A 19,273-nucleotide genomic window follows, 5' to 3' on the forward strand; every position below is an offset into this window, starting at 1 on the left:
TGAGGTTAAAACCTATTTAGTTCAGGGCAAATGGGGCACTAAACTTGAATGTTGGGATATACACCCTAAAATTTTCCGTGGTGGTAAAGTTTATCATGTTGTAATGTCCCTTCATAGCTCCAATTGGGGAGGTTAGAAGACATCCCGAATTATAAGTGTGCGACTCACCGGGTTTAATAACAGGTTTTTTCCCTATTACCCCTTCACCATCCAAGGTTTCCACATCGTTCAAAGAGTCATAGATTCTCCAATGGCGTGACGTAAGTTGAACGGAATCCTTGCTCTGGTTTTCGATGGTAATGGTATATCCAAAAGCATAATGCATCTTGTAATTTTTGAAGAAAGTACCTTCAAAATTCGTTTTAACGGAAATCTTAATGCCTTTGGTAACTTGTGTTGTCATAATATCTAATAGGTAAACATACTACCTGCAAACAATAGTGCAGCTCCTATACCAGCTAAAATAACGAAAATTGTATTTAGGAAAATATATTTAACAATAGTTTTAAATCTGCCCTGTTGGTAAAAGTTCCGCATTGCCTTATAAAGGTAAACGGCGAAAATCAGGATAAATATAGCACTAGTGTCAATTCCAAAAACGGCATCGATCATATAGCTAATAATGAGCAAGATAAAGAACAATGATTGATTGTGAAAACTAAAGATTAAATGATCGGTATAAGTATATTTTTTTCTGATATATACCAACCAAATGAAGAGCGAGAAGACCGGTAAAAAGAAAAATGTGGTAAAAGGCAATTTGGAAAAAACGGAACTTATATAGGCCCCCGGCTGTCTTTTTACCCGTATCAAACTTTGCGCTGTATTGAAGGAAAAATTATTGTGCCAGGTGTCCTCTAACCCATATTTTGTCTTTGCTTCTTCAAATATGTAAAAAGTATCCTTCTCGATCAACGTTGTGAAAATTTCCTGTTTCCGAAAAAGTGATTCAAAAAATGGTTTCTGGTTGGCCGCTTCCACTTGCTTTTTTGGATCTTTCATAATGATGGAATCCCGTATCCTAATCCTTTCCGAAATAAGTCCATTTATGTTCAGGGAATCCAGCTGGGCCATGACTTCTTTTTTATCGGCCTCATTATCTCCAAAATCATAATCTTCTACCATGGAACTACCAAAATTTATAGGCAAGTCCTTGGAGTTGGAACCGTAACGGTTCAACTGATCAAAATTACCCGAAAGTCCAATGAGCAAAAAATAAATGATGGCCAAACTTAACAGAAACCTAAATGGATTGGTATAGGACATCCTTTTGCCCATGATATAGTCTGCGGTAATCCTACCGGGCCGTAAAAGCAAAGCCGCTAGGGTTCTAAGTAGTCTTGAGTCGTAGGAAATAATGTTGGAAAAAAACTCCTCGAAAAAATCCTTTAAGGTTAGTTTTTTAGTGCTGTTTGCCTGCGAGCAATGTGGGCAGTATTTATCGCTTATGTCCAAAGGGTGACCACAATTAAGGCATTCCACTCCCCTGTACCGAAGCTGGTAACGCCCTTTTGTATTAACGCTTGGTTTGGTCTCCATGGAATATGTTAGATTACAGGGACCCGATAAAATCAGTTACTGATGTTTCTGGAATTTGCGGAGCCCACTCCTATAATACTATCGTAAAGGTCTCCAAAATTTCTGTAATATACCAAGATCATGTAGTTGTTTTCCGTAAAATGAAAATTTCCGCCAACGGTATTCAAATTTATTTTGCCAGCTTCGTTTTTTGTAACGTATTTATAATTGTAAAAACCTTGCTTCAAAATCAAGGTGGCTTCCATCATTCCGTTATTCTCGTTGTAGGTCATTTTATTTTCCTCGGATAGGGCATAGTTATTGAATTTCCCAAAAATGTATACATCGTCAAGTCCTAATGCTTCTGTATATGGTAGGCTGAAATGGACCTTGGTGTATTCCGCTTCCCTAGAGGCATCGTCCCCTTGCAAGGTCCTAACCACAAAGTCCCCGTTGATATCCGGAAAGTAGGTGTAGGGTTCATTCGCCCTAAAATTGTCACTGAATAGATAATGATTGTAAAGGCGATCCCCTATTTCTATTCTTGCGATTTGGGAACTCGGGGCCCTTAGGTCACTGGTGTCGAACAACAAATATTCATTGCCCCCAAAAAATGCGGTTTCCTGATCATACCGGTACACCAGTTCAGCCCCCAAGGTGAACTGTGGCTTTATATTGTAGATGGCATTTTCCCAATAATTGTTTTGGATAATGGCAACTTTGACTTCCTGTTTTGGATTTACCAATTGAAAATTACCTGGATTGATCCTAAAATGAACCACCTGCTTTTCATTTAAAAAGTTGAAATCCCGCGAACGCTTTACCTCGGCACCAACTTTTACGACATCCTTATAAACCATGAACCTTCTTGAGAATTGGAGCTCGTAACTACTGTTGTAGATTTCGATTAGGTAGTTACCGGTAACCCTTAAACGTACATTTTCATTTGGTATGGTAAGCTGATAGTTGGAATAGGTCTCCAACGTTGTGTAGCTATTTTCGTAATTTATGATTCGTTGATTATCGATACCGTCCAGATATTGGGATTTAAGAAGGTCCGATGGGGTCCAGTCATAATCACAATGGACTATTTTATAATAATAATCCTGTTCGTTTGCCAATAGGTCATCGAATTCCAATCGAAGGGTTTCCCCAATCTGAACTACAGGAAATTGATCGTCCGTAGGTCCTCTAAATATGACCGACTTAATATGGTCCGGGGGATTGATTTCCTCTTGTATCTGGGCCAACGCGCCTTGAATACAGAGAAGGCCAACAATTATTTGTTTAAGGAAAAATCGCATTTAACAATTAATATTTGGGTTAAAGGTAAACAAAAAGGATGCCTAAAAAATTTACCTCGATAGAATGCCTAATTTATGGTTAATTATTATGAAAACTTTTCATTTAGTAGTAAATTCGCAGCAAATTTTGTTAACCTAAGGTCTACAATAATATGTCAAAAGACATTCGAATTAAAAAAGGACTGGACATCAATTTGGTAGGAGCTTCCGAGTTGTCTACTTCAAAAGCCGTCCTAAGCAATGTTTACGCAATAAAGCTTGATGATTTTCACGGAATAACTCCTAAAATGTTGTTAAAGGAAGGGGCCGAGGTAAAAGCTGGAGAGCCATTGTTCTACAGTAAAGCCAATGAGAAAATGTTGTTTGTTTCTCCGGTAAGTGGTGAATTGGTGGAAATTGAGAGGGGCGCGCGTAGAAGGATACTCAGGTTGAAGATTTTGGCCGATAAGACCCAAGAAGTTGTTGAGCACAAAAAACTGGATCTGGTAAAGGCCTCTGGTCAAGATATTAAGGCTGCCTTATTGAAATCCGGCTGTTGGCCTTTCGTAAAACAACGTCCCTATGATGTTATAGCCGACCCTAACACTACTCCAAAAGCTATCTTTATTTCTGGCTATGCCACGGCTCCATTGGCCGCTGATTTGGATTATGTTTTGAAAGGCAAGGAGGAGGAGTTGCAGACAGCGATAACTGCTTTAGGTAAACTTACTCCCGGAAAAATACATGTTTCCGTGGGTGCTTCCGGAAATTCGCCATTGTCGGGTTTAAAAGGAATCGAATTACATACAGTATCCGGCCCACATCCTGCTGGATTGGTCGGGACACAGATAAACAAAATTGACCCTATTAACAAAGGCGAGTTGGTTTGGACCGTTTCTCCCCAAGATTTGGTCATCATCGGGGAGTATCTCAATACGGGTAAATTCAATGCGGAAAGAATCGTGGCATTGGCTGGATCGTCCGTTAAATCTCCTAAATATTATAGTACTAAAATCGGTGCCGAAATCTCTACGTTCCTCTATGCTAGTGGTGTAAACGATGAAAACTTTAGAGTCATTAACGGTGATGTGCTAACCGGATCCAAAAGTGCCCCAGATGGTCATTTAGGTTTTTATAATAATACGGTTACTGTGATTCCGGAAGGTAATGATTATGAGTTGTTCGGATGGAACAAGCCCGTGTTTAATAAAGTTTCAACTACCAGGGCCTTGACTTTTTCTTGGTTACAGCCTAAAAAGAAATATGATTTGACCACAAACACTAATGGTGAACATAGGGCATTTGTGGTAACAGGGCAATATGAGGAAGTTTTTCCAATGGATATTTATCCCCTACAATTGCTAAAAGCATGTATGGTGAAGGATTTGGATGAAATGGAACAATTGGGGCTTTATGAAGTTGCACCTGAGGATTTTTCTCTAACTGAATTCATTTGTATTTCCAAACAACCCCATCAAAAAATTATTCGTGAAGGATTGGATTTATTGCAAAAAGAAATAGGATAAGATATGAGTTTAAAAAGTAAAATGCATGAGTTGAAAATGAAGTATCAAGGCAAAAAGATGGCGCCTGCTTTCAATGCTTTTCATACTTTTTTGTTCACTCCCAATGAAACTACCCATGGCGGTACGCATGTAAAGGCTGCTGACGACTTAAAGAGGACCATGAACACTGTGATAATGGCGCTTATTCCTGTGTTGCTGTTTTCCATGTTCAACGCGGGCTATCAGCATTATGCAGCCATTGATGCGGCCAATGGAACTCCAAGGTCATTGTCTTTTTTCGAAAACTTTTTGACATGGGACAATTTCTGGATTGGCATAATCAAAGTTTTGCCTTTGGTCGTTGTTTCCTATGGGGTAGGACTTATTGTGGAATTCATTTTTGCCGTAATTAAAGGGCATGAGGTTGAAGAGGGTTATTTGGTAACCGGAATGTTGGTTCCCCTGATTGTTCCCGTTGATACCCCGTTGTGGATGTTGGCCGTTGCCGTCGTTTTTGGAGTTGTAATTGGCAAGGAAGTATTTGGGGGTACCGGAATGAATATTTTGAACCCTGCCCTAACAATACGTGCATTCCTGTTTTTCGCGTATCCTACATGGATGAGTGGTGATAAGGTTTGGGTGCATGGTGCCGTGGAACGAGCAGGTGGTCCGGATGCCATTTCAGGTGAAACAATCTTAGGTTCCTTGGCCCAAAATGCCGAGGTGAGTTATTCAGTGTCCGATATGTTTTTCGGTTTTATTCCGGGTTCTGTTGGCGAAACTTCCACACTTTTGATATTGATTGGAGGCCTCTTTTTGATTTTCAGTAAGATTGCCAGCTGGAGGATAATGCTTAGTGCCGTAATTGGATCTTTGGTTATGGGTCTAATTTTCAACCAAGTGGTCGAAATGGGTTGGATTACCGAAACCAGTAAGTTTTATGGTTTGATGAGCTTTGAATTTTGGAAGCATCTGATAGTGGGCGGTCTGGCTTTTGGTATTGTTTATATGGCCACTGACCCTGTTACAGGTTCCCAGACCAATCGCGGTAAATGGATATATGGCTTCTTCATTGGTTTTATATCTGTAATGATTCGCGTTTTCAATCCCGCCTATCCAGAGGGTGTCTTCTTGGCGATATTGTTGATGAACGTGTTCGCGCCCACCATCGATCATTACGTGGTACAGGCAAACGTAAAAAGAAGAATGAAGCGATTTAAGAATGCCGTTGTACTACCAAAGGATACGGACGGTAAAGCTGAAGAATTAAAAGTAGAAACGGTTTAATTATGGCAATAAATACAGATAAAAATGTGTACACCGTGGTTTTTGCCTCGGTCATGGTGGTCATTGTAGGTTCAATACTTGCTTTTCTAGCTACAGGATTAAGCGGTAGGATCAACGAAAATATGCGTTTTGAGAAACAGCAAAATATACTCTATGCCATGGGTATCAATGAAAATGCTGACGAAGGAAGCGTTAATTTTGTCCCAACAGATGAAGTTGAGAGTGAGTTCTCCCAATACATAACCGAGCAAATTGTTATCAAAGGGGATGAGGTCTTTGAAAACAAGGAGGCTTATTTGATTGATATGAAAAAGCAACTAGCCATGGCTAAAAAGGGTCAAACTCCAGAGTTGCCATTGTTTATCGGTGAAAAGGAAGGAAGGAAATTTTATGTGATACCCATGTACGGAAAAGGTCTTTGGGATGATATCTGGGGTTACATCGCCTTGGATAGTGAAATGGTAGTTCAAGGGGTATTCTTTGATCATAAAGGGGAGACTCCCGGATTAGGAGCCAATATTAACCAACGATATTTCATGGATGACTTTTCAGGTGAAAGTATTATGGATGGTACTAGGTATGCGGGTATAAATGTTGCCAAAGGAAACAATGATCCCCTGAACAATGACAAGGACGATAATGAAGTAGACGCTTTGGCAGGTGCAACCATTACCGGCAACGGAGTTGCGGCTATGATTAAGGAGACCATAAATCTATACAAAGATTATTTACAAACTATTAGAACCAATTAATATGGCACTTTTATCAAAAAAGGATGCGAATCTTATAAAAGATCCCCTAGCGGACAACAACCCGATTACTATTCAGGTATTGGGTATCTGTTCGGCTTTGGCAATTACCGCAGAACTAAAGGCTTCCGTGGTTATGGCCATCGCGGTTATGTTCGTTTTGGGTGTGGGGAACGTAGTTATCTCGGCTATGAGAAATATAATCCCTTCCAAGATTAGAATTATCGTACAGTTGATAGTGGTAGCCACCTTGGTAATCGTAGTGGATCAGGTGTTAAAGGCATTTGCTTATCCACTAAGTAAAACACTATCCGTTTTTGTAGGATTGATTATTACCAACTGTATCATCATGGGACGTTTTGAAGCCTTTGCCTTGGGAAATGGTCTTTGGAGATCATTCTTGGATGGAATAGGGAACTCCTTGGGTTATGGAATTATTTTGGTAATCGTAGGTTTCTTTAGGGAACTTTTGGGCTCAGGAACCTTATTTGGATTTCCAGTTTTGGGTGATCCAATTGAAAAGACTGGCCTTTATTCCATTGGCTATGAAAACAATGGATTCATGATTATACCTCCTGCGGCCCTCATAGTTGTTGGAATTATTATCTGGGTGCAGCGATCTAGAAATCCTGCATTGGTAGAAGAGAATTAAGAATACACTTACACACAATATTATGTTAGAGCATATAGAATTATTTTTTAGGTCCATTTTTATCGATAATATGGTATTCGCCGTATTCTTGGGGATGTGTTCCTATTTGGCGGTTTCCAAAAAAGTGGCCACGGCCGTAGGTCTTGGGGCAGCGGTCATTTTCGTACTTGCTGTAACTGTTCCCATGAACTGGCTCTTGGATAAATATTTATTACAAGATGGAGCATTGGCCTGGTTGGGACCTGAGTATGCGGATTATAACCTAAGCTTTCTTTCTTTTATCTTGTTCATTGCTACCATTGCAACCATGGTACAACTTGTGGAAATCGTAGTGGAAAAGTTCTCACCGTCACTTTACAATTCCTTGGGGATTTTCTTGCCCTTGATTGCTGTAAACTGTGCCATACTTGGTGGATCACTTTTTATGCAGTCCAGGCAAATAGAAACCTTTGGATTGGCGTTTAACTACGGATTAAGCTCAGGTATCGGTTGGTTTTTGGCCATTTTAGCCATCGCGGCCATCCGTGAAAAAATCCGTTATTCCAATGTTCCAGCACCATTGAGGGGATTGGGGATAACCTTTATCATAACCGGATTAATGGGAATTGGTTTTCAAAGTTTCGGTGGTATGTTGACCGGTGGGGATGACGCCGCCGAAGATGCTCAGGAAACCGTAAATATCGAAACTCCAAAGAGCGAAGAAAAGGATGTGACCAACCAAGAGGTAACTGAAAATAATTCTGAGATCGACAAAAAGGAAATCTCCTATAACGACGTAAAATAATTAGCATGATTTTAGCTGCAAGCACAGGCGGAACAATATTGATTACAGTAGTCGCTTTTTTAATTCTACTGATGATATTAGTGGCTTTATTATTGTTCACCAAGGAAAAATTATCCCCCTCAGGTCCCGTAACCATTACAATCAATGGTGAAAAAAAGATAGAAGTGGGATCGGGTAGTTCTTTACTTTCTACATTGGGAAATCAGAAAATATTTTTACCATCCGCTTGTGGTGGTGGTGGAACTTGTATTCAATGTGAATGCCATGTGCTTTCCGGTGGAGGAGAAGCACTACCGACCGAGACACCTCATTTTTCAAAAAAGGAATTGAATCATGGAGCGCGTTTGGCCTGTCAGGTGAAGGTAAAACAGGACATGGAAATTACCATACCTGAAGAGGTTTTCGGTATTAAGAAATGGAATGCCAAGGTGGTTAGAAATTACAATGTTGCCTCTTTCATTAAGGAATTTGTAGTTGAAATTCCAGAAGATATGAACTATAAGGCTGGAGGATATATTCAGATAGAGATTCCGGAGTGTGAAGTCAAATATGCGGATATCGATATCACGGCCCACCCAGAGGAACATGAAACTCCTGATAAGTTCAAGGCAGAATGGGATAAGTTCAATCTATGGCCTTTGGTGATGAAAAATCCGGAAACGGTAGAAAGGGCCTATTCAATGGCTTCCTACCCGGCTGAAGGACGCGAAATTATGCTGAATGTCCGTATTGCCACACCGCCATGGGATCGCAATAAAAATGGTTGGATGGATGTAAATCCCGGGATTGCTTCATCTTACATATTTAACCTGAAGCCAGGTGACGACTGTATTATATCAGGTCCTTACGGAGAATTCTTCATAAATGAATCAGATGCCGAGATGTTGTATGTTGGTGGAGGTGCAGGAATGGCCCCGATGCGTTCCCACTTATATCACCTTTTCAAAACATTGAAGACAAAAAGAAAGGTATCGTATTGGTATGGAGGTAGGTCTAAGCGAGAGTTGTTTTACTTAGACCATTTCTACCAGTTGGAAAAGGAGTTCCCAAATTTCAAATTTTATTTAGCCCTTTCCGAGCCTTTGGAAGAGGATAATTGGAAGGTCAAGGAAGATATCGATGCACCAGGGGACGGCTTCGTTGGATTTATTCACAATTGTGTGATAGACAATTATTTGAGTAAGCATGAGGCACCCGAGGATATTGAACTTTACTTCTGTGGTCCCCCGCTAATGAACAAAGCGGTTCAGAAAATGGGAGAGGATTTTGGTATTCCTGATGAAAACATTCGATTCGACGATTTCGGAGGCTAGTAAAAAAGGAAAACAAGAATATGTAAAAACCGATATGCATGCATGTCGGTTTTTTTTGGGGTGGGATTTATCGGTTCTTCGTAATCGGAAAAACACATAGTTCATTACCTTTAGAAATGCCATTGAAAATAACTTTCAAATAGGAGAAATAAAACTTTGAATACATGCAACCATTATCGGAACAGGAACTTCATAATTTAGCCATGAATTTGGTGGGGAAGCAGCTTGTGGAAGATGGATACGAATTTCTAGCGGTCAACAGTGAACTTCGAAAGAACCCTCAATTCGTTTGTATAAAGGAAACAAAAATGAGTTTTGTGGTGGTGAAGGCCATTGAGTACCCAGGAGATCCGCAAGATTTGGATTTTTTTAGGGCCGATTTAAACAAAATGAGGGACCATGCCTTAAAATTTGAAGCGAAAACCTTTTATGCGCCGGTGGGCTTGGTAAATGCAAAGGATTACAATCTACCGGTGTACCTGAACGAGGAATATATCGTGGATTATGACGGTTTAATTGAAATTGAATAATGGGTAAATGGATGTGTTTGGCAGGAGTGCTCCTACTATTCTCCTGCAGGGGAGGGATTGTTAGGAATCAGACTAGGGGAGAGGCCCTTGGAACTACGTACAATATTATTTATTTGGGGAATGAAAAGCTTGACTTCCAAGCTGAAATCGATTCCGTCTTCACAGCGGTCAATAAATCCTTATCGACGTATATTCCTGATTCGGATATTTCGAGAATAAACCGGGGTGATAGCCTGGTTGTAGTAGATCAAATGTTCCAAGAGGTTTTTGAGCTTTCCAGAAAGGTACACAAACAGACCAAAGGATATTTTGACCCAACGGTAGGTACTTTGGTAAACGCATGGGGCTTTGGGCCTGGGCAACAGATTTCCATGGATAGCCTTACCGTGGATAGTTTATTGCAATATGTAGGCTTCAATAAAGTATCCATTTCACCTCAGAATAGGGTCATTAAGCAAAACCCGAATATTTATTTCGATTTTAATGCCATCGCCAAAGGATATGCAATTGATAGGTTGGCCGTTATGTTGGACAAGAAAGGTATTGAGAATTACTTGGTGGAAGTTGGTGGGGAAGTAGTGGCAAAAGGGATTAACCTTGAAAAGGAAAAACCCTGGGTGGTGGGTATCGATGATCCCCAAGCGGAAATGGGCAGACGAATGAAATTGTTGATAAATATGTCCGATAGGGCTTTGGCTTCCTCCGGAAATTATCGGAAATACAGGGTGGATAGTATTTCTGGAAAAAAATATGTCCATACTATTGACCCTATTACAGGTTACACTAAAAATTCAAATACACTGGGGGTGACCATTCTCGCGAATGACTGTGCAACGGCAGATGCCTACGCCACGGCATTTATGGCGATGGACCTGCACGAGGCCTTTAAAGTCATTAATTATAACAAAGACCTTGAAGCGTATATTATTTATTTGGATGAAAAGGGAGTTACCCAAGAATTTCTCACCAAAGGATTTAAGGAACTTTTGGTGGAATAGTTATTTTTTGACCAAAGGGATAATTTCTCCCTGGGCCAATCTGTATTTATCGACGTCCTCTGGGGGCATTTTAGAGGTCATGTCTATTTCGTAAACCCTAAAACCTACAGACTTTAACTTTTCAAAAAAGTCCCTACCATAGATGCGTACATGGTCGTATTGACCGAATATTCTAGCCCTTTCTTTTTTGTCCGTGATGGAATGGTCTTCAAAAGTTATTTCCCTACTTAAATCTTGGGGTATTTGGAAAACACCCCAACCGCCCGGTTTCAAAACCCTAAAAAGTTCATTTATGGCCTTGGTGTCATCTGGAATATGCTCCAGCACGTGATTGCAAAGAATAACATCAAAACTGTTACTTTCAAAAGGTAGGTTGCAGATGTCGGCTTTAACATCGGCCAAAGGGGAGTTTAGGTCGGTTGTGGTATACGCAAGATTTTTCAGCTTTTTAAATCTTTTATAAAAGGCCTGTTCCGGGGCAAAGTGTAATACCTTTAGGGTATCCTGAAAAAAATTGGTGTCGTTTTTCAAAAAAAGCCATAAAAGTCTGTGTCTTTCCAACGAAAGGGTAGAGGGAGAAAGCACATTTTCCCTAGGATTTTCATAACCATAGGGAAGGAAACTACGGAATGTTTTCCCATCTATGGGATCTTGGTACGTATTCCCGGAATAGTAAAAGGACAATATAGGCCGTACCCAATAGCTGAGCTTGATAAGCACTGGTCTTGGTATAAGGTTCAGAAAAAATTTGAAAATTTTCTTCATCTACCCGAAAAGCGAGCGTTGGTATTTTCCAATAGAAATCGGATTGTCTCTAAATTGCTCTTTAATAATATTTAAGATTGTAGCTTAGCCTGCCTAAACTCAAGCTCCTCATCTGATACAATACCCAGAGCATCATAAATGTATTGGAATGTGGATAGCAGCTCTGGTTTTCCGTTTACAATGGCCACATTATGCTCAAAATGCGCACTGGGTTTTCCATCTGCAGTGAGAATGGTCCAGCCATCCTTAAGCTGTCTAATGTTTTTTGTCCCCATATTGATCATAGGTTCAATGGCCACCGTCATACCTTCTACAAACTTTTTCCCGCGCCCTCTTTTTCCATAATTGGGCATTTCCGGACTTTCATGCAGTTTCTTGCCCAGTCCATGGCCAACAAGTTCACGTACCACACCATACCCATGGCTTTCACAATAATTTTGAATGGCAAAACCTACATCGCCAACCCTGTTGCCTACTTTGAATTCGCGAATACCAATGTAAAGCGATTCCTTGGTCACTTTCAATAATTGTTTTACCTCTGGGGCCACTTCGCCAACTTCAAAGGTATACGCATGGTCCCCATAAAATCCATTTTTAAGGGCACCACAGTCCACCGAAATAATATCCCCATCTTTAAGCGGTTCACCATTTGGGATTCCGTGGACTACTTGTGCGTTTGGGCTCATGTTCAAGGTATTTGGGAAATCGTACATTCCCAAAAAGCCTGGGGAAGCGCCGTGGTCCCTAATAAAGGTTTCTGCCAATTTATCCAAATAAAGGGCATTGACTCCTGGTTTTATTTCCGATGCCAACATGCCCAATGTTTTGGATACGATCAGGGCGCTCTCGCGCATGAGTTCTATTTCTTCTGCCGATTTTATTTTTACCATAAGTGCAAAAGTACGCTTATTTTGGATTAAGCTAGTCCACCAAGGATTTTTGGGTCATAAAGGGGGATTGTGCCACGCCCATCAATTTTAAAATAGTGGGGGCGATATCCCCAAGAACGCCATCCTTGATATGCTTAACATCCTTATCAACCAGAATTAATGGTACAGGATTGGTGGTATGGGCGGTATTGGGTGTTCCATCCGGATTTATCATCGTCTCACAATTTCCATGATCGGCAATGACCAAAACGGAATAATCGTTTTCGATGGCTGTAGTGATAACATCCTTGGCACATGCATCCACCGTTTCACAGGCTTTTATCGCTGCCTCCATAACCCCGGTATGGCCAACCATATCCGGATTGGCAAAATTGAGGCATACAAAGTCCACTTCCCCTTTTTTAAGTTCTGGTACAATGGCGTCCCGAATATCGTAGGCACTCATTTCCGGTTGTAGGTCGTAGGTGGCTACCTTTGGAGAAGGACACAACAGCCGCTTTTCTCCTTCAAAGGGTACTTCCCTACCACCGCTAAAGAAAAATGTCACATGGGGGTATTTCTCCGTTTCCGCAATCCGTATCTGGGTCTTGCCGGCATTAGCAAGTACTTCTCCCAACGTTTCTTTTATATTTTCCTTGTCGTATACTACATGGACGCCTTTGAAGGAATCATCGTAGTTGGTCATGGTCACGTAGTAAAGATCGAGTTTGTGCATGTTTTGCTCATGCATATCCTCCTGACTGAGCACTTGGGTAAGTTCCCTACCTCGGTCCGTTCTAAAATTGAAGAATATGACAACGTCGCCCTCTTTGATTTGCCCAACAGGATGGCCTGAATCATTCACCATAACGATGGGTTCCACAAATTCGTCCGTTACATTGTTGTCATAACTGTTTTGGATGCTTTGAACAATATCCATGGATTTTTCCCCTTCGGCATTGACCATTACATCATAGGCTTTTTTTACCCGTTCCCAGCGTTTGTCACGGTCCATGGCATAATACCTACCAACAACGGATGCCAATTGCGCATTTGTTCCTGAACAGAACGAAACCAAATCCTGCAAAAATCCTTTACCACTTTTGGGATCTACATCCCTACCATCCGTAAAGGCATGGATAAACATATTTTTTACTCCGGATTCCGAACCTGCGGATATAAGCCCCTTCAAATGGTCAATATGGCTATGCACCCCACCATCACTCAAAAGACCCAAAAAATGAATTGGTTTATCGTTCGTATTCGCATATTGAAAGGCATCCTTCAGTGCCGGTTCGTCCTTTAAGGAATTCTCCTTCACGGCCAAATTAATTTTTGCCAAGTCCTGATAGACGATTCTACCCGCTCCTAAGTTCATGTGCCCTACTTCGCTATTGCCCATTTGCCCCTCCGGAAGCCCAACGTTCATCCCGTCCGTGAGTAAATTCGCATTGGGGTAATCTTTATATAAACTGTCGATAAAAGGGGTGTTGGCCTTGTCAACTGCCGAAACTTTAGGGTCTGGAGATTTGCCCCATCCATCCAATATCATTAAGATAACTTTCTTGTTCATCTGTAGGTCGTTAAATAGTGTGTGTCAAAAATACTAGGATTCCCTAAGTATAACTAGAACTTGAATACTCTTTTTGCGAGAGAATGCGGAATTGTTAGAGAGTCTTACCTTAATTTGCGGCTTTTGTTAAAATTTAGTTATATAACTGTTAATCCTGTAACATAAGCTTATAAGGCACGTCTATAAATATATAACAACAATCTATTCATCAATTAAAAATTCATTCATCATGAAAAAAACAATCCTAACGTTGTCCATGGCGGTTATGTTCGTGGGCACTGGTCTTTTGGCCAACGCTACGCCAATCAAAAATCAAATCAAATTGGAAAAAAGCAAAGCGAACTATGACCTTAGTTCTTTTTGTAAAGCGGTCATGCAGGGAGACATTGAAACCGTGGAGCGAATGATAGAATTGGGAGAGGACGTTAACAAAAAATCCTTGGGCATGACTCCCGCAATGTTCGCTGCACGTTACAACAAAGCGGAAGTACTTCAATTGCTTATTGATCACGGGGCCGATTTATCCGCAAAGAGTGACCAAGGATACTCCGTGGCCAAGTATGCGGAACTTTCAAATGCCACCGATGCACTTGCTGTTTTGGAGGGCGCTAGCGGTAGCTAAGGTGCAACAAACCATCAATCAAAAGACGAAAGGCCTGTTCCTTTATTGGATGGAACAGGCCTTTTTTCTTTCCTAAAAATGATGTTTTGTTTAATGGTCGGCCAAAAACGAACGGTCATATCAAATTTTTTAAAAAAGGGAATTGCGATTGGAAGCGCGGTGTTAAGAAAAAGTTTCCCATTGTTAATTTTTTATTATTGTTTTCTTAAAATGAAATATCCTTAAAATAAGATGTTTAATTTTACGGATATTATAAAAATGCATAACAATTTAATAACCTTATTATGAAAAAAATAATTGTATTAACCATGTCATTGGGAGTTTTGGGTTTTTCCAGCTCCTATGCAAACGTCCATGCGGACGCCCCTAGAAACCATACAATCGTGACGCCCGTAAACGATAATATCAGTTCATTATGTAAAGCGGCCATGCAAGGGGATGTGGACAAAGTAAGAAGCTTGATCGCCACCGGTGAAAGCGTAAACGAAAAGTCCTTGGGTATGACACCTGCCATGTACGCGGCAAGGTACAACAAAGCGGAAGTGATGAAGGTATTATTGTTGAACCAGGCCAATTTGAACATAAAAAGCGACCAGGGCTATACGGTAAAGGAGTATGCGGAAATGTCCAAGGCTACGGATGTATTGGAAGTAATCAATTCCAATTCATAATTTTTTTGATTCTTTGAATTAGATAAAAGGCCCATCGAAACCGATGGGCCTTTTTATTCATAATATACTCTAAATAGTGTTCAAGTAAAAGAGTACCAATTAAAATTCAAAACCGTTTAAAGCCCTATGCGTGAAGGCATAGATGGCCATAAATAACATCAGGGCGCAGAATACGGAATAGACCTTTAAGATCACCACCAATATTTCCGGTTTGCAGTTTTCAAATGCGCCAACATAAAGATTCTTGAAGTGTGTAAGTGTTCCCATTATAGTGTCTTGTTTAGATACCAATAAACATCGGCATGTATTACTAAATCAAAGCTATAAGGGTCAAATTTTAGTAGTTAAAGCGATTCGGGAATCATAAATATAGTAAAAAGGATAGGGCAATTAGTATATAAATCCGATTATACGCAAATTTTAACGTTTAACCTTCGTTTCTATATTTTTCTATGGCTTCCCTTATTTTTTCGATCCTGTTTTCCGGGTCGGGATGTGTACTCTGAAATTCAGGGACCCGGTTTGGCCCGGCGGCCGCCTTTAATATTTCCATGACCTTGATCATTTCATTGGGGTCATAGCCGGATTGTATCATGAACAAAACGCCCAGTTCGTCACTTTCCAATTCGTCGTCCCTACCATTGGTCAAAAGGGTATTCTGTCCAATGCTGCCTACAATATCGCCCATATCCGCACCTACGGAGGCTCCCATCGTCACTGTTTGCCAGAAGGTACTTTCCGCGATCCGTTCGGCGGAATGCCTACCGATCACATGCCCAATTTCATGGCCCAAAACCCCCGCAAGTTGGGCCTCGTTCAATTGGCGGAATAGGGCATAGGTAATAAAACACTGTCCGCCGGGCAAAGCAAATGCATTGATCGTGCGGTCATCGGCCAACAGATGAAAATCGTATTTATAGGGTGTTTCTTGGGCGATGCTGTTATTAACCAAGCGGTTTCCAACGGCATCCACAAAGGCCTGTAATTTTTCATCGGGGTAGAGTCCGCCGTGCTGTTGGGCCATTTCCGGAGCGCTTTGCAATCCAATGGCGATTTCCTGCTCCGGGGACATGTTAATGGTTTGGGTACGGCCGGTATACGGGTTTTCCTCCTTGTTGTTGCATTTTTGGATAAAGGCGAAGGCCACTATGGCCAAACCGATAAAAATTCGGATTTTCCAACTTCCTCTTCTCATAATGTTAGTGTTCTATAGTAGAACCTAAGATACAAAAGAGTTACAGAAGTGCTCTATTGATGTCCAAAATATTGTTTTGGATATAACTGCGCAAAAAGGCCCGTGTAAAGTGTTCCGCGCCATAAAACTCCTCTTTTTCAAGGAGGGCTACCACATTGATGCCCCGGTAGGCTTCCAACATGGGTATGGACAAAGGAGCGTAGCTGTAGTGCCATGGCTCGTACTTGAATCCCCTTCTTTTTGGGTCGTCCGTATAGACCAAGTAATAACCGTAGGTTTCTGAATTCTCGTCCATCCATAACTTAAAGTCCTCATAAGGACCGCCGTTGCCATATTTTTCAGGGTCGAGTACATCGCCCTCCACATTCCTGTAACCATCGATTATATCGGCATCCGTACCCCAATGATGTCTGCTGGTTCCCGGAATGGTAGAATATTCGATTATTTTTTCAATGGCCGCCATGGGTTCCATACCTTCATCGGTATAGGTAATGTACTTGCGTTCAAAAATACCTTCCTGTCTGCTGAAATCACGGAAACTGGAAACTATTTTCAGGTCGATGCCATCTGAATAGGCCGCCTTTTTCATTTCCAAAAAAGCGTCGTGCGCTTCTTTTCGAAGGTTGATATCCTTTCCAAATAGTTCAATGTTCGCCTTTCCCATCAATTCTGCCGTGGAATAGCCCATGTCCTGCATGATAAGGTTTGGAAGCAAGGAAAGCCCCAAGGCCGCTCCGCTACTTTTTTGGATAAAGGATCTTCTCTTCATTTTTTGTTTTTTTCCGATGGGTTAACGATACCCACTAAAATTACTTAAAAATAGTGTGCAGACCGATTTTCATCGAACAACACAATGAATACATAACGTACAAAGCCTTCGAAATATTACCTTTTTTTATTTCTGAAATAGCAATTGGGAAAGATTACGAAACTATCTAGCGAGGTATAAAAAGCCTTGGTACTTCAAATCAAGGTCCAACATGTCTATCGTGTAAAAGTAAACCCCAATGGGTAGGCCATCCTCCCGACCGAATACAATGTTGCCAACATTGGAAAATCCTTCGAATTCATCCACGTAGTTCGCCTGTTCGAACACTTTTAGCCCAAAACGGTCGTAGATGCGCACCATATTGTTGGGCGATTCCGCCAACTCCTCCACAAAAAAGCGGTCGTTGATACCGTCCCCGTTGGGCGAAACAAAAAAGTTGTCCAAGGTGAGCACCTCTTTTTCCAGAGGTTCAAAAGGTATTTGGGACACACCAAGAGTGATGATTTCATAATCGTTGGGAATAAAGGTCGCCGAAGTTGTAAACCCCTGTTCCAAATCGCCCGTAACAAAAGTGGCCTCCAAGTTGATCCACCGTTGGGATACTTTGCTCCACCCCACGGGAATGATGGTCGTGGCATCATCGGTTAGGTTGGCCATATTGCTTTCCCTGTTCCAAGAGATGGAAATAGTGGAAGGAACGCTGCCTTCCAAACGCCAAAATTCCATATTGGAAACGGCGGCAATGTCCACGTCCAATATCTCAATGTTGAAGTCGCCCGGTATGACCGACTGTGTACCCGGGTTCTGGAAAAAATAGGCACATTTGGCGAACAGATTGATGCTTTCAGAATTCAAGGTCAGGGGTCGCAAGGCATCGTTGCTCCCCACGGGAAACATAAAATCCTGTTTGTTGGAGATGGCCGCATAGCCGTTTATTTTTTGAAGGTTGCCTTCACCGTTGTAAAAGGCATCGGTCAGGAAATTGTAGTACACGGCAGGGTTCGCCTTTGGGGTAAAAACATCCCCGAAAATGAAATTGGTGTTGTTACGGGTATCCAGACCCAAAGTGAGAATGAGGTCGTTCTCAACGGCCACTTCCACATCGTAGAACAAGGGCACTACCGTTCCAAAAACCGAAATGTTCTCCCCGTAAAACCCTACGAGGCCACGGTTTTCGTCAAAGGGGGCATCGTTGATAAGGTCCGTATGAAAACCCAAGTTGCCCCCGTCATGGATGCGGAGGTTTCCGTTGTTGTACAGAGCCGTTTGGGCGTTTAGGCCTCCCAATCCAAAAAGTACCAATATAAAAAAAAGGATTCTCATGGGCTATTCCTTTTTGGAGATCATTTTTTTAATATTCTCCACTTGGGTTTTTAACTCTTCCAATTCCTTGGAAAGTTCCAAATTCTCTTCCCGTAACGCTTCTATCTTTTTCTCCTGTTCTATGGTATGGAGGAAGAGCTCTTCGATTTTTTCGAGGTTTTGAAGGTTGGATTGGCTCAAGTTCCAAGTGCCTTCTTTTTTGGCAGTAGCAGCAGAAGTTACCCCAGGTAGGTGGTGATTTATTTTGATAAATTCTTCTATTGCCCTAAGTGATTCAAATCGATAACTTTCATTAAGTGTGGATGAACCTAGGAAATATTTTTGGAAGACGTAGTCCGGAATTTGGACGCCGTTAGAATATATATCATTACCTCTTATATCTCCATCTACATGAAGTCTCGCAAGTATAGGTTGGGCTGGCCCTGGAACCTGAGCAAAGGCTGGACCTATGCCAATGTTTTGTGAGGGATCAATTGTCATAGCTTCATCTCCAGAAGTTGAGAATCTCAAATAATTTACTAAAGTTCCTCTAAAGATACCAGTATCAGGATCATTGTAGAATCCAAGGGTCGGCAAAGCGGCTGTACCATTTGAAGCACCAAATCCACTTCTTGCCCTAATTTGACCATCGACATCTAGCTTATCCTGTGGAGCTCCTGGAAGACTACCAATTCCAATATTTCCACTTCCCTCAAAAACTAAATTATTTCCGTTTAGATTATGTGTTCTTGCTGCCCCTAATACTAGACCATTAGTACTGAAAAGGTTCTGTGATCCAGAAGCCAGAGCTGCGTCGATACCTACAAGATGCGCCTCGACGTTGGCAGCGCCAGCGGTATAGTTCGCGGGTGTTGCGGCCACTGGGAC

20 protein-coding genes and 1 pseudogene are annotated in these 19,273 nt (G+C 41.4%); 10 read left to right on the forward strand and 11 right to left on the reverse strand.

Annotated elements, in window-relative coordinates; all coding sequences use genetic code 11:
- Positions 1-16: 16 nt before the first annotated feature.
- Genes apaG through FEK29_RS15640 form a run of 3 tightly spaced genes read right to left on the reverse strand, consistent with a single transcriptional unit; the run spans position 17 to position 2,822 of the window.
- Positions 17-403: a Co2+/Mg2+ efflux protein ApaG gene (gene apaG, locus FEK29_RS15630; RefSeq protein ID WP_138259372.1), complete on the reverse strand. Its 387-nt coding sequence runs from the start codon at positions 401-403 to the stop codon at positions 17-19.
- Between the two features lie 5 nt (positions 404-408).
- Positions 409-1,539 carry a DUF3667 domain-containing protein gene (locus FEK29_RS15635; protein WP_138259373.1) on the reverse strand — a complete coding sequence of 377 codons (1,131 nt, stop codon included), beginning with the start codon at positions 1,537-1,539 and terminating at the stop codon, positions 409-411.
- 32 nt (positions 1,540-1,571) lie between these two features.
- Entirely contained in the window at positions 1,572-2,822 is a 1,251-nt protein-coding gene (locus FEK29_RS15640; protein ID WP_138259374.1) for a type IX secretion system plug protein, read from the reverse strand.
- A gap of 152 nt (positions 2,823-2,974) precedes the next feature.
- Here FEK29_RS15640 and FEK29_RS15645 point away from each other — a divergent pair, with 152 nt between their 5' ends.
- The 8 genes from FEK29_RS15645 (at position 2,975) to FEK29_RS15680 (ending at position 10,619) form a co-directional block, all read left to right on the forward strand.
- The gene (locus FEK29_RS15645) at positions 2,975-4,327 is read left to right on the forward strand and encodes a Na(+)-translocating NADH-quinone reductase subunit A (RefSeq protein ID WP_138259375.1); all 1,353 of its coding nucleotides are present in this window, start codon (positions 2,975-2,977) and stop codon (positions 4,325-4,327) included.
- Between the two features lie 3 nt (positions 4,328-4,330).
- The gene (locus FEK29_RS15650) at positions 4,331-5,593 is read left to right on the forward strand and encodes an NADH:ubiquinone reductase (Na(+)-transporting) subunit B (RefSeq protein WP_138259376.1); all 1,263 of its coding nucleotides are present in this window, start codon (positions 4,331-4,333) and stop codon (positions 5,591-5,593) included.
- Positions 5,594-5,595: 2 nt separating this feature from the next.
- Positions 5,596-6,345, forward strand: a complete 750-nt coding sequence (locus tag FEK29_RS15655; protein WP_138259377.1) for a Na(+)-translocating NADH-quinone reductase subunit C — start codon at positions 5,596-5,598, stop codon at positions 6,343-6,345.
- Position 6,346: 1 nt separating this feature from the next.
- Entirely contained in the window at positions 6,347-6,994 is a 648-nt protein-coding gene (locus tag FEK29_RS15660) for an NADH:ubiquinone reductase (Na(+)-transporting) subunit D (protein ID WP_138259378.1), read from the forward strand.
- A gap of 22 nt (positions 6,995-7,016) precedes the next feature.
- Complete coding sequence (gene nqrE / locus FEK29_RS15665) at positions 7,017-7,778, forward strand: NADH:ubiquinone reductase (Na(+)-transporting) subunit E (protein WP_138259379.1); 762 nt, start codon at positions 7,017-7,019, stop codon at positions 7,776-7,778.
- A gap of 5 nt (positions 7,779-7,783) precedes the next feature.
- Complete coding sequence (nqrF, locus tag FEK29_RS15670) at positions 7,784-9,091, forward strand: NADH:ubiquinone reductase (Na(+)-transporting) subunit F (RefSeq protein ID WP_138259380.1); 1,308 nt, start codon at positions 7,784-7,786, stop codon at positions 9,089-9,091.
- 164 nt (positions 9,092-9,255) lie between these two features.
- Positions 9,256-9,621 (forward strand): Na(+)-translocating NADH-quinone reductase subunit F, encoded by a 366-nt coding sequence (locus FEK29_RS15675; RefSeq protein WP_138259381.1) that lies wholly within the window; start codon positions 9,256-9,258, stop codon positions 9,619-9,621.
- A complete protein-coding gene (locus tag FEK29_RS15680) occupies positions 9,621-10,619 on the forward strand; it encodes an FAD:protein FMN transferase (RefSeq protein WP_138259382.1) in 999 nt (332 codons plus the stop codon). The genes FEK29_RS15675 and FEK29_RS15680 overlap by 1 nt, the downstream gene beginning before the upstream one ends.
- On the opposite strand, the gene FEK29_RS15685 is transcribed toward FEK29_RS15680, so the two are convergent.
- The 3 genes from FEK29_RS15685 to gpmI form a co-directional block, all read right to left on the reverse strand.
- Positions 10,620-11,384, reverse strand: coding sequence for a class I SAM-dependent methyltransferase (locus FEK29_RS15685; protein ID WP_138259383.1), 765 nt, complete (start codon positions 11,382-11,384; stop codon positions 10,620-10,622).
- Positions 11,385-11,455: 71 nt separating this feature from the next.
- On the reverse strand, positions 11,456-12,274 hold the full coding sequence (gene map / locus FEK29_RS15690; RefSeq protein ID WP_138259384.1) for a type I methionyl aminopeptidase: 819 nt from the start codon (positions 12,272-12,274) through the stop codon (positions 11,456-11,458).
- A gap of 31 nt (positions 12,275-12,305) precedes the next feature.
- A complete protein-coding gene (gene gpmI, locus FEK29_RS15695; protein WP_138259385.1) occupies positions 12,306-13,826 on the reverse strand; it encodes a 2,3-bisphosphoglycerate-independent phosphoglycerate mutase in 1,521 nt (506 codons plus the stop codon).
- Between the two features lie 229 nt (positions 13,827-14,055).
- On the opposite strand from gpmI, the gene FEK29_RS15700 reads away from it, so the two are divergent.
- Both FEK29_RS15700 and FEK29_RS15705 read left to right on the forward strand, forming a co-directional pair.
- Entirely contained in the window at positions 14,056-14,448 is a 393-nt protein-coding gene (locus tag FEK29_RS15700; protein WP_138259386.1) for an ankyrin repeat domain-containing protein, read from the forward strand.
- Positions 14,449-14,732: 284 nt separating this feature from the next.
- On the forward strand, positions 14,733-15,119 hold the full coding sequence (locus FEK29_RS15705; RefSeq protein WP_138259387.1) for an ankyrin repeat domain-containing protein: 387 nt from the start codon (positions 14,733-14,735) through the stop codon (positions 15,117-15,119).
- Positions 15,120-15,218: 99 nt separating this feature from the next.
- Here FEK29_RS15705 and FEK29_RS18065 read toward each other — a convergent pair whose 3' ends face one another.
- The 5 genes and pseudogenes from FEK29_RS18065 to FEK29_RS18000 form a co-directional block, all read right to left on the reverse strand.
- Complete coding sequence (locus FEK29_RS18065; protein ID WP_162850219.1) at positions 15,219-15,386, reverse strand: DUF6747 family protein; 168 nt, start codon at positions 15,384-15,386, stop codon at positions 15,219-15,221.
- Between the two features lie 160 nt (positions 15,387-15,546).
- Positions 15,547-16,314 carry a M48 family metalloprotease gene (locus FEK29_RS15710; protein WP_138259388.1) on the reverse strand — a complete coding sequence of 256 codons (768 nt, stop codon included), beginning with the start codon at positions 16,312-16,314 and terminating at the stop codon, positions 15,547-15,549.
- 40 nt (positions 16,315-16,354) lie between these two features.
- Complete coding sequence (locus tag FEK29_RS15715) at positions 16,355-17,083, reverse strand: M15 family metallopeptidase (RefSeq protein ID WP_138259389.1); 729 nt, start codon at positions 17,081-17,083, stop codon at positions 16,355-16,357.
- A 162-nt stretch (positions 17,084-17,245) separates the two neighbouring features.
- Positions 17,246-18,406: a gliding motility-associated C-terminal domain-containing protein gene (locus tag FEK29_RS15720; RefSeq protein ID WP_138259390.1), complete on the reverse strand. Its 1,161-nt coding sequence runs from the start codon at positions 18,404-18,406 to the stop codon at positions 17,246-17,248.
- A gap of 3 nt (positions 18,407-18,409) precedes the next feature.
- A pseudogene (locus tag FEK29_RS18000) lies at positions 18,410-19,273 on the reverse strand (hypothetical protein); the annotation flags it as partial.

The sequence above is a fragment of the Maribacter aurantiacus genome, from assembly GCF_005780245.1.
GTDB classification, from domain to species: domain Bacteria; phylum Bacteroidota; class Bacteroidia; order Flavobacteriales; family Flavobacteriaceae; genus Maribacter; species Maribacter flavus.

What these genes read in the sequence shown, in the direction of transcription:
- map (WP_138259384.1), bottom strand. Translation starts at nt 12,274, where the DNA reads ATGGTAAAAATAAAATCGGCAGAAGAAATAGAACTCATGCGCGAGAGC.
- FEK29_RS15715 (WP_138259389.1), bottom strand. Translation starts at nt 17,083, where the DNA reads ATGAAGAGAAGATCCTTTATCCAAAAAAGTAGCGGAGCGGCCTTGGGG.
- FEK29_RS15655 (WP_138259377.1), top strand. Translation starts at nt 5,596, where the DNA reads ATGGCAATAAATACAGATAAAAATGTGTACACCGTGGTTTTTGCCTCG.
- FEK29_RS15720 (WP_138259390.1), bottom strand. Translation starts at nt 18,406, where the DNA reads ATGAGAATCCTTTTTTTTATATTGGTACTTTTTGGATTGGGAGGCCTA.
- FEK29_RS15645 (WP_138259375.1), top strand. Translation starts at nt 2,975, where the DNA reads ATGTCAAAAGACATTCGAATTAAAAAAGGACTGGACATCAATTTGGTA.
- FEK29_RS15635 (WP_138259373.1), bottom strand. Translation starts at nt 1,539, where the DNA reads ATGGAGACCAAACCAAGCGTTAATACAAAAGGGCGTTACCAGCTTCGG.
- nqrF (WP_138259380.1), top strand. Translation starts at nt 7,784, where the DNA reads ATGATTTTAGCTGCAAGCACAGGCGGAACAATATTGATTACAGTAGTC.
- FEK29_RS15675 (WP_138259381.1), top strand. Translation starts at nt 9,256, where the DNA reads ATGCAACCATTATCGGAACAGGAACTTCATAATTTAGCCATGAATTTG.
- nqrE (WP_138259379.1), top strand. Translation starts at nt 7,017, where the DNA reads ATGTTAGAGCATATAGAATTATTTTTTAGGTCCATTTTTATCGATAAT.
- FEK29_RS15710 (WP_138259388.1), bottom strand. Translation starts at nt 16,314, where the DNA reads ATGAGAAGAGGAAGTTGGAAAATCCGAATTTTTATCGGTTTGGCCATA.
- FEK29_RS15700 (WP_138259386.1), top strand. Translation starts at nt 14,056, where the DNA reads ATGAAAAAAACAATCCTAACGTTGTCCATGGCGGTTATGTTCGTGGGC.
- gpmI (WP_138259385.1), bottom strand. Translation starts at nt 13,826, where the DNA reads ATGAACAAGAAAGTTATCTTAATGATATTGGATGGATGGGGCAAATCT.
- FEK29_RS15705 (WP_138259387.1), top strand. Translation starts at nt 14,733, where the DNA reads ATGAAAAAAATAATTGTATTAACCATGTCATTGGGAGTTTTGGGTTTT.
- FEK29_RS18065 (WP_162850219.1), bottom strand. Translation starts at nt 15,386, where the DNA reads ATGGGAACACTTACACACTTCAAGAATCTTTATGTTGGCGCATTTGAA.
- FEK29_RS15640 (WP_138259374.1), bottom strand. Translation starts at nt 2,822, where the DNA reads ATGCGATTTTTCCTTAAACAAATAATTGTTGGCCTTCTCTGTATTCAA.
- apaG (WP_138259372.1), bottom strand. Translation starts at nt 403, where the DNA reads ATGACAACACAAGTTACCAAAGGCATTAAGATTTCCGTTAAAACGAAT.
- FEK29_RS15650 (WP_138259376.1), top strand. Translation starts at nt 4,331, where the DNA reads ATGAGTTTAAAAAGTAAAATGCATGAGTTGAAAATGAAGTATCAAGGC.
- FEK29_RS15660 (WP_138259378.1), top strand. Translation starts at nt 6,347, where the DNA reads ATGGCACTTTTATCAAAAAAGGATGCGAATCTTATAAAAGATCCCCTA.
- FEK29_RS15685 (WP_138259383.1), bottom strand. Translation starts at nt 11,384, where the DNA reads ATGAAGAAAATTTTCAAATTTTTTCTGAACCTTATACCAAGACCAGTG.
- FEK29_RS15680 (WP_138259382.1), top strand. Translation starts at nt 9,621, where the DNA reads ATGGGTAAATGGATGTGTTTGGCAGGAGTGCTCCTACTATTCTCCTGC.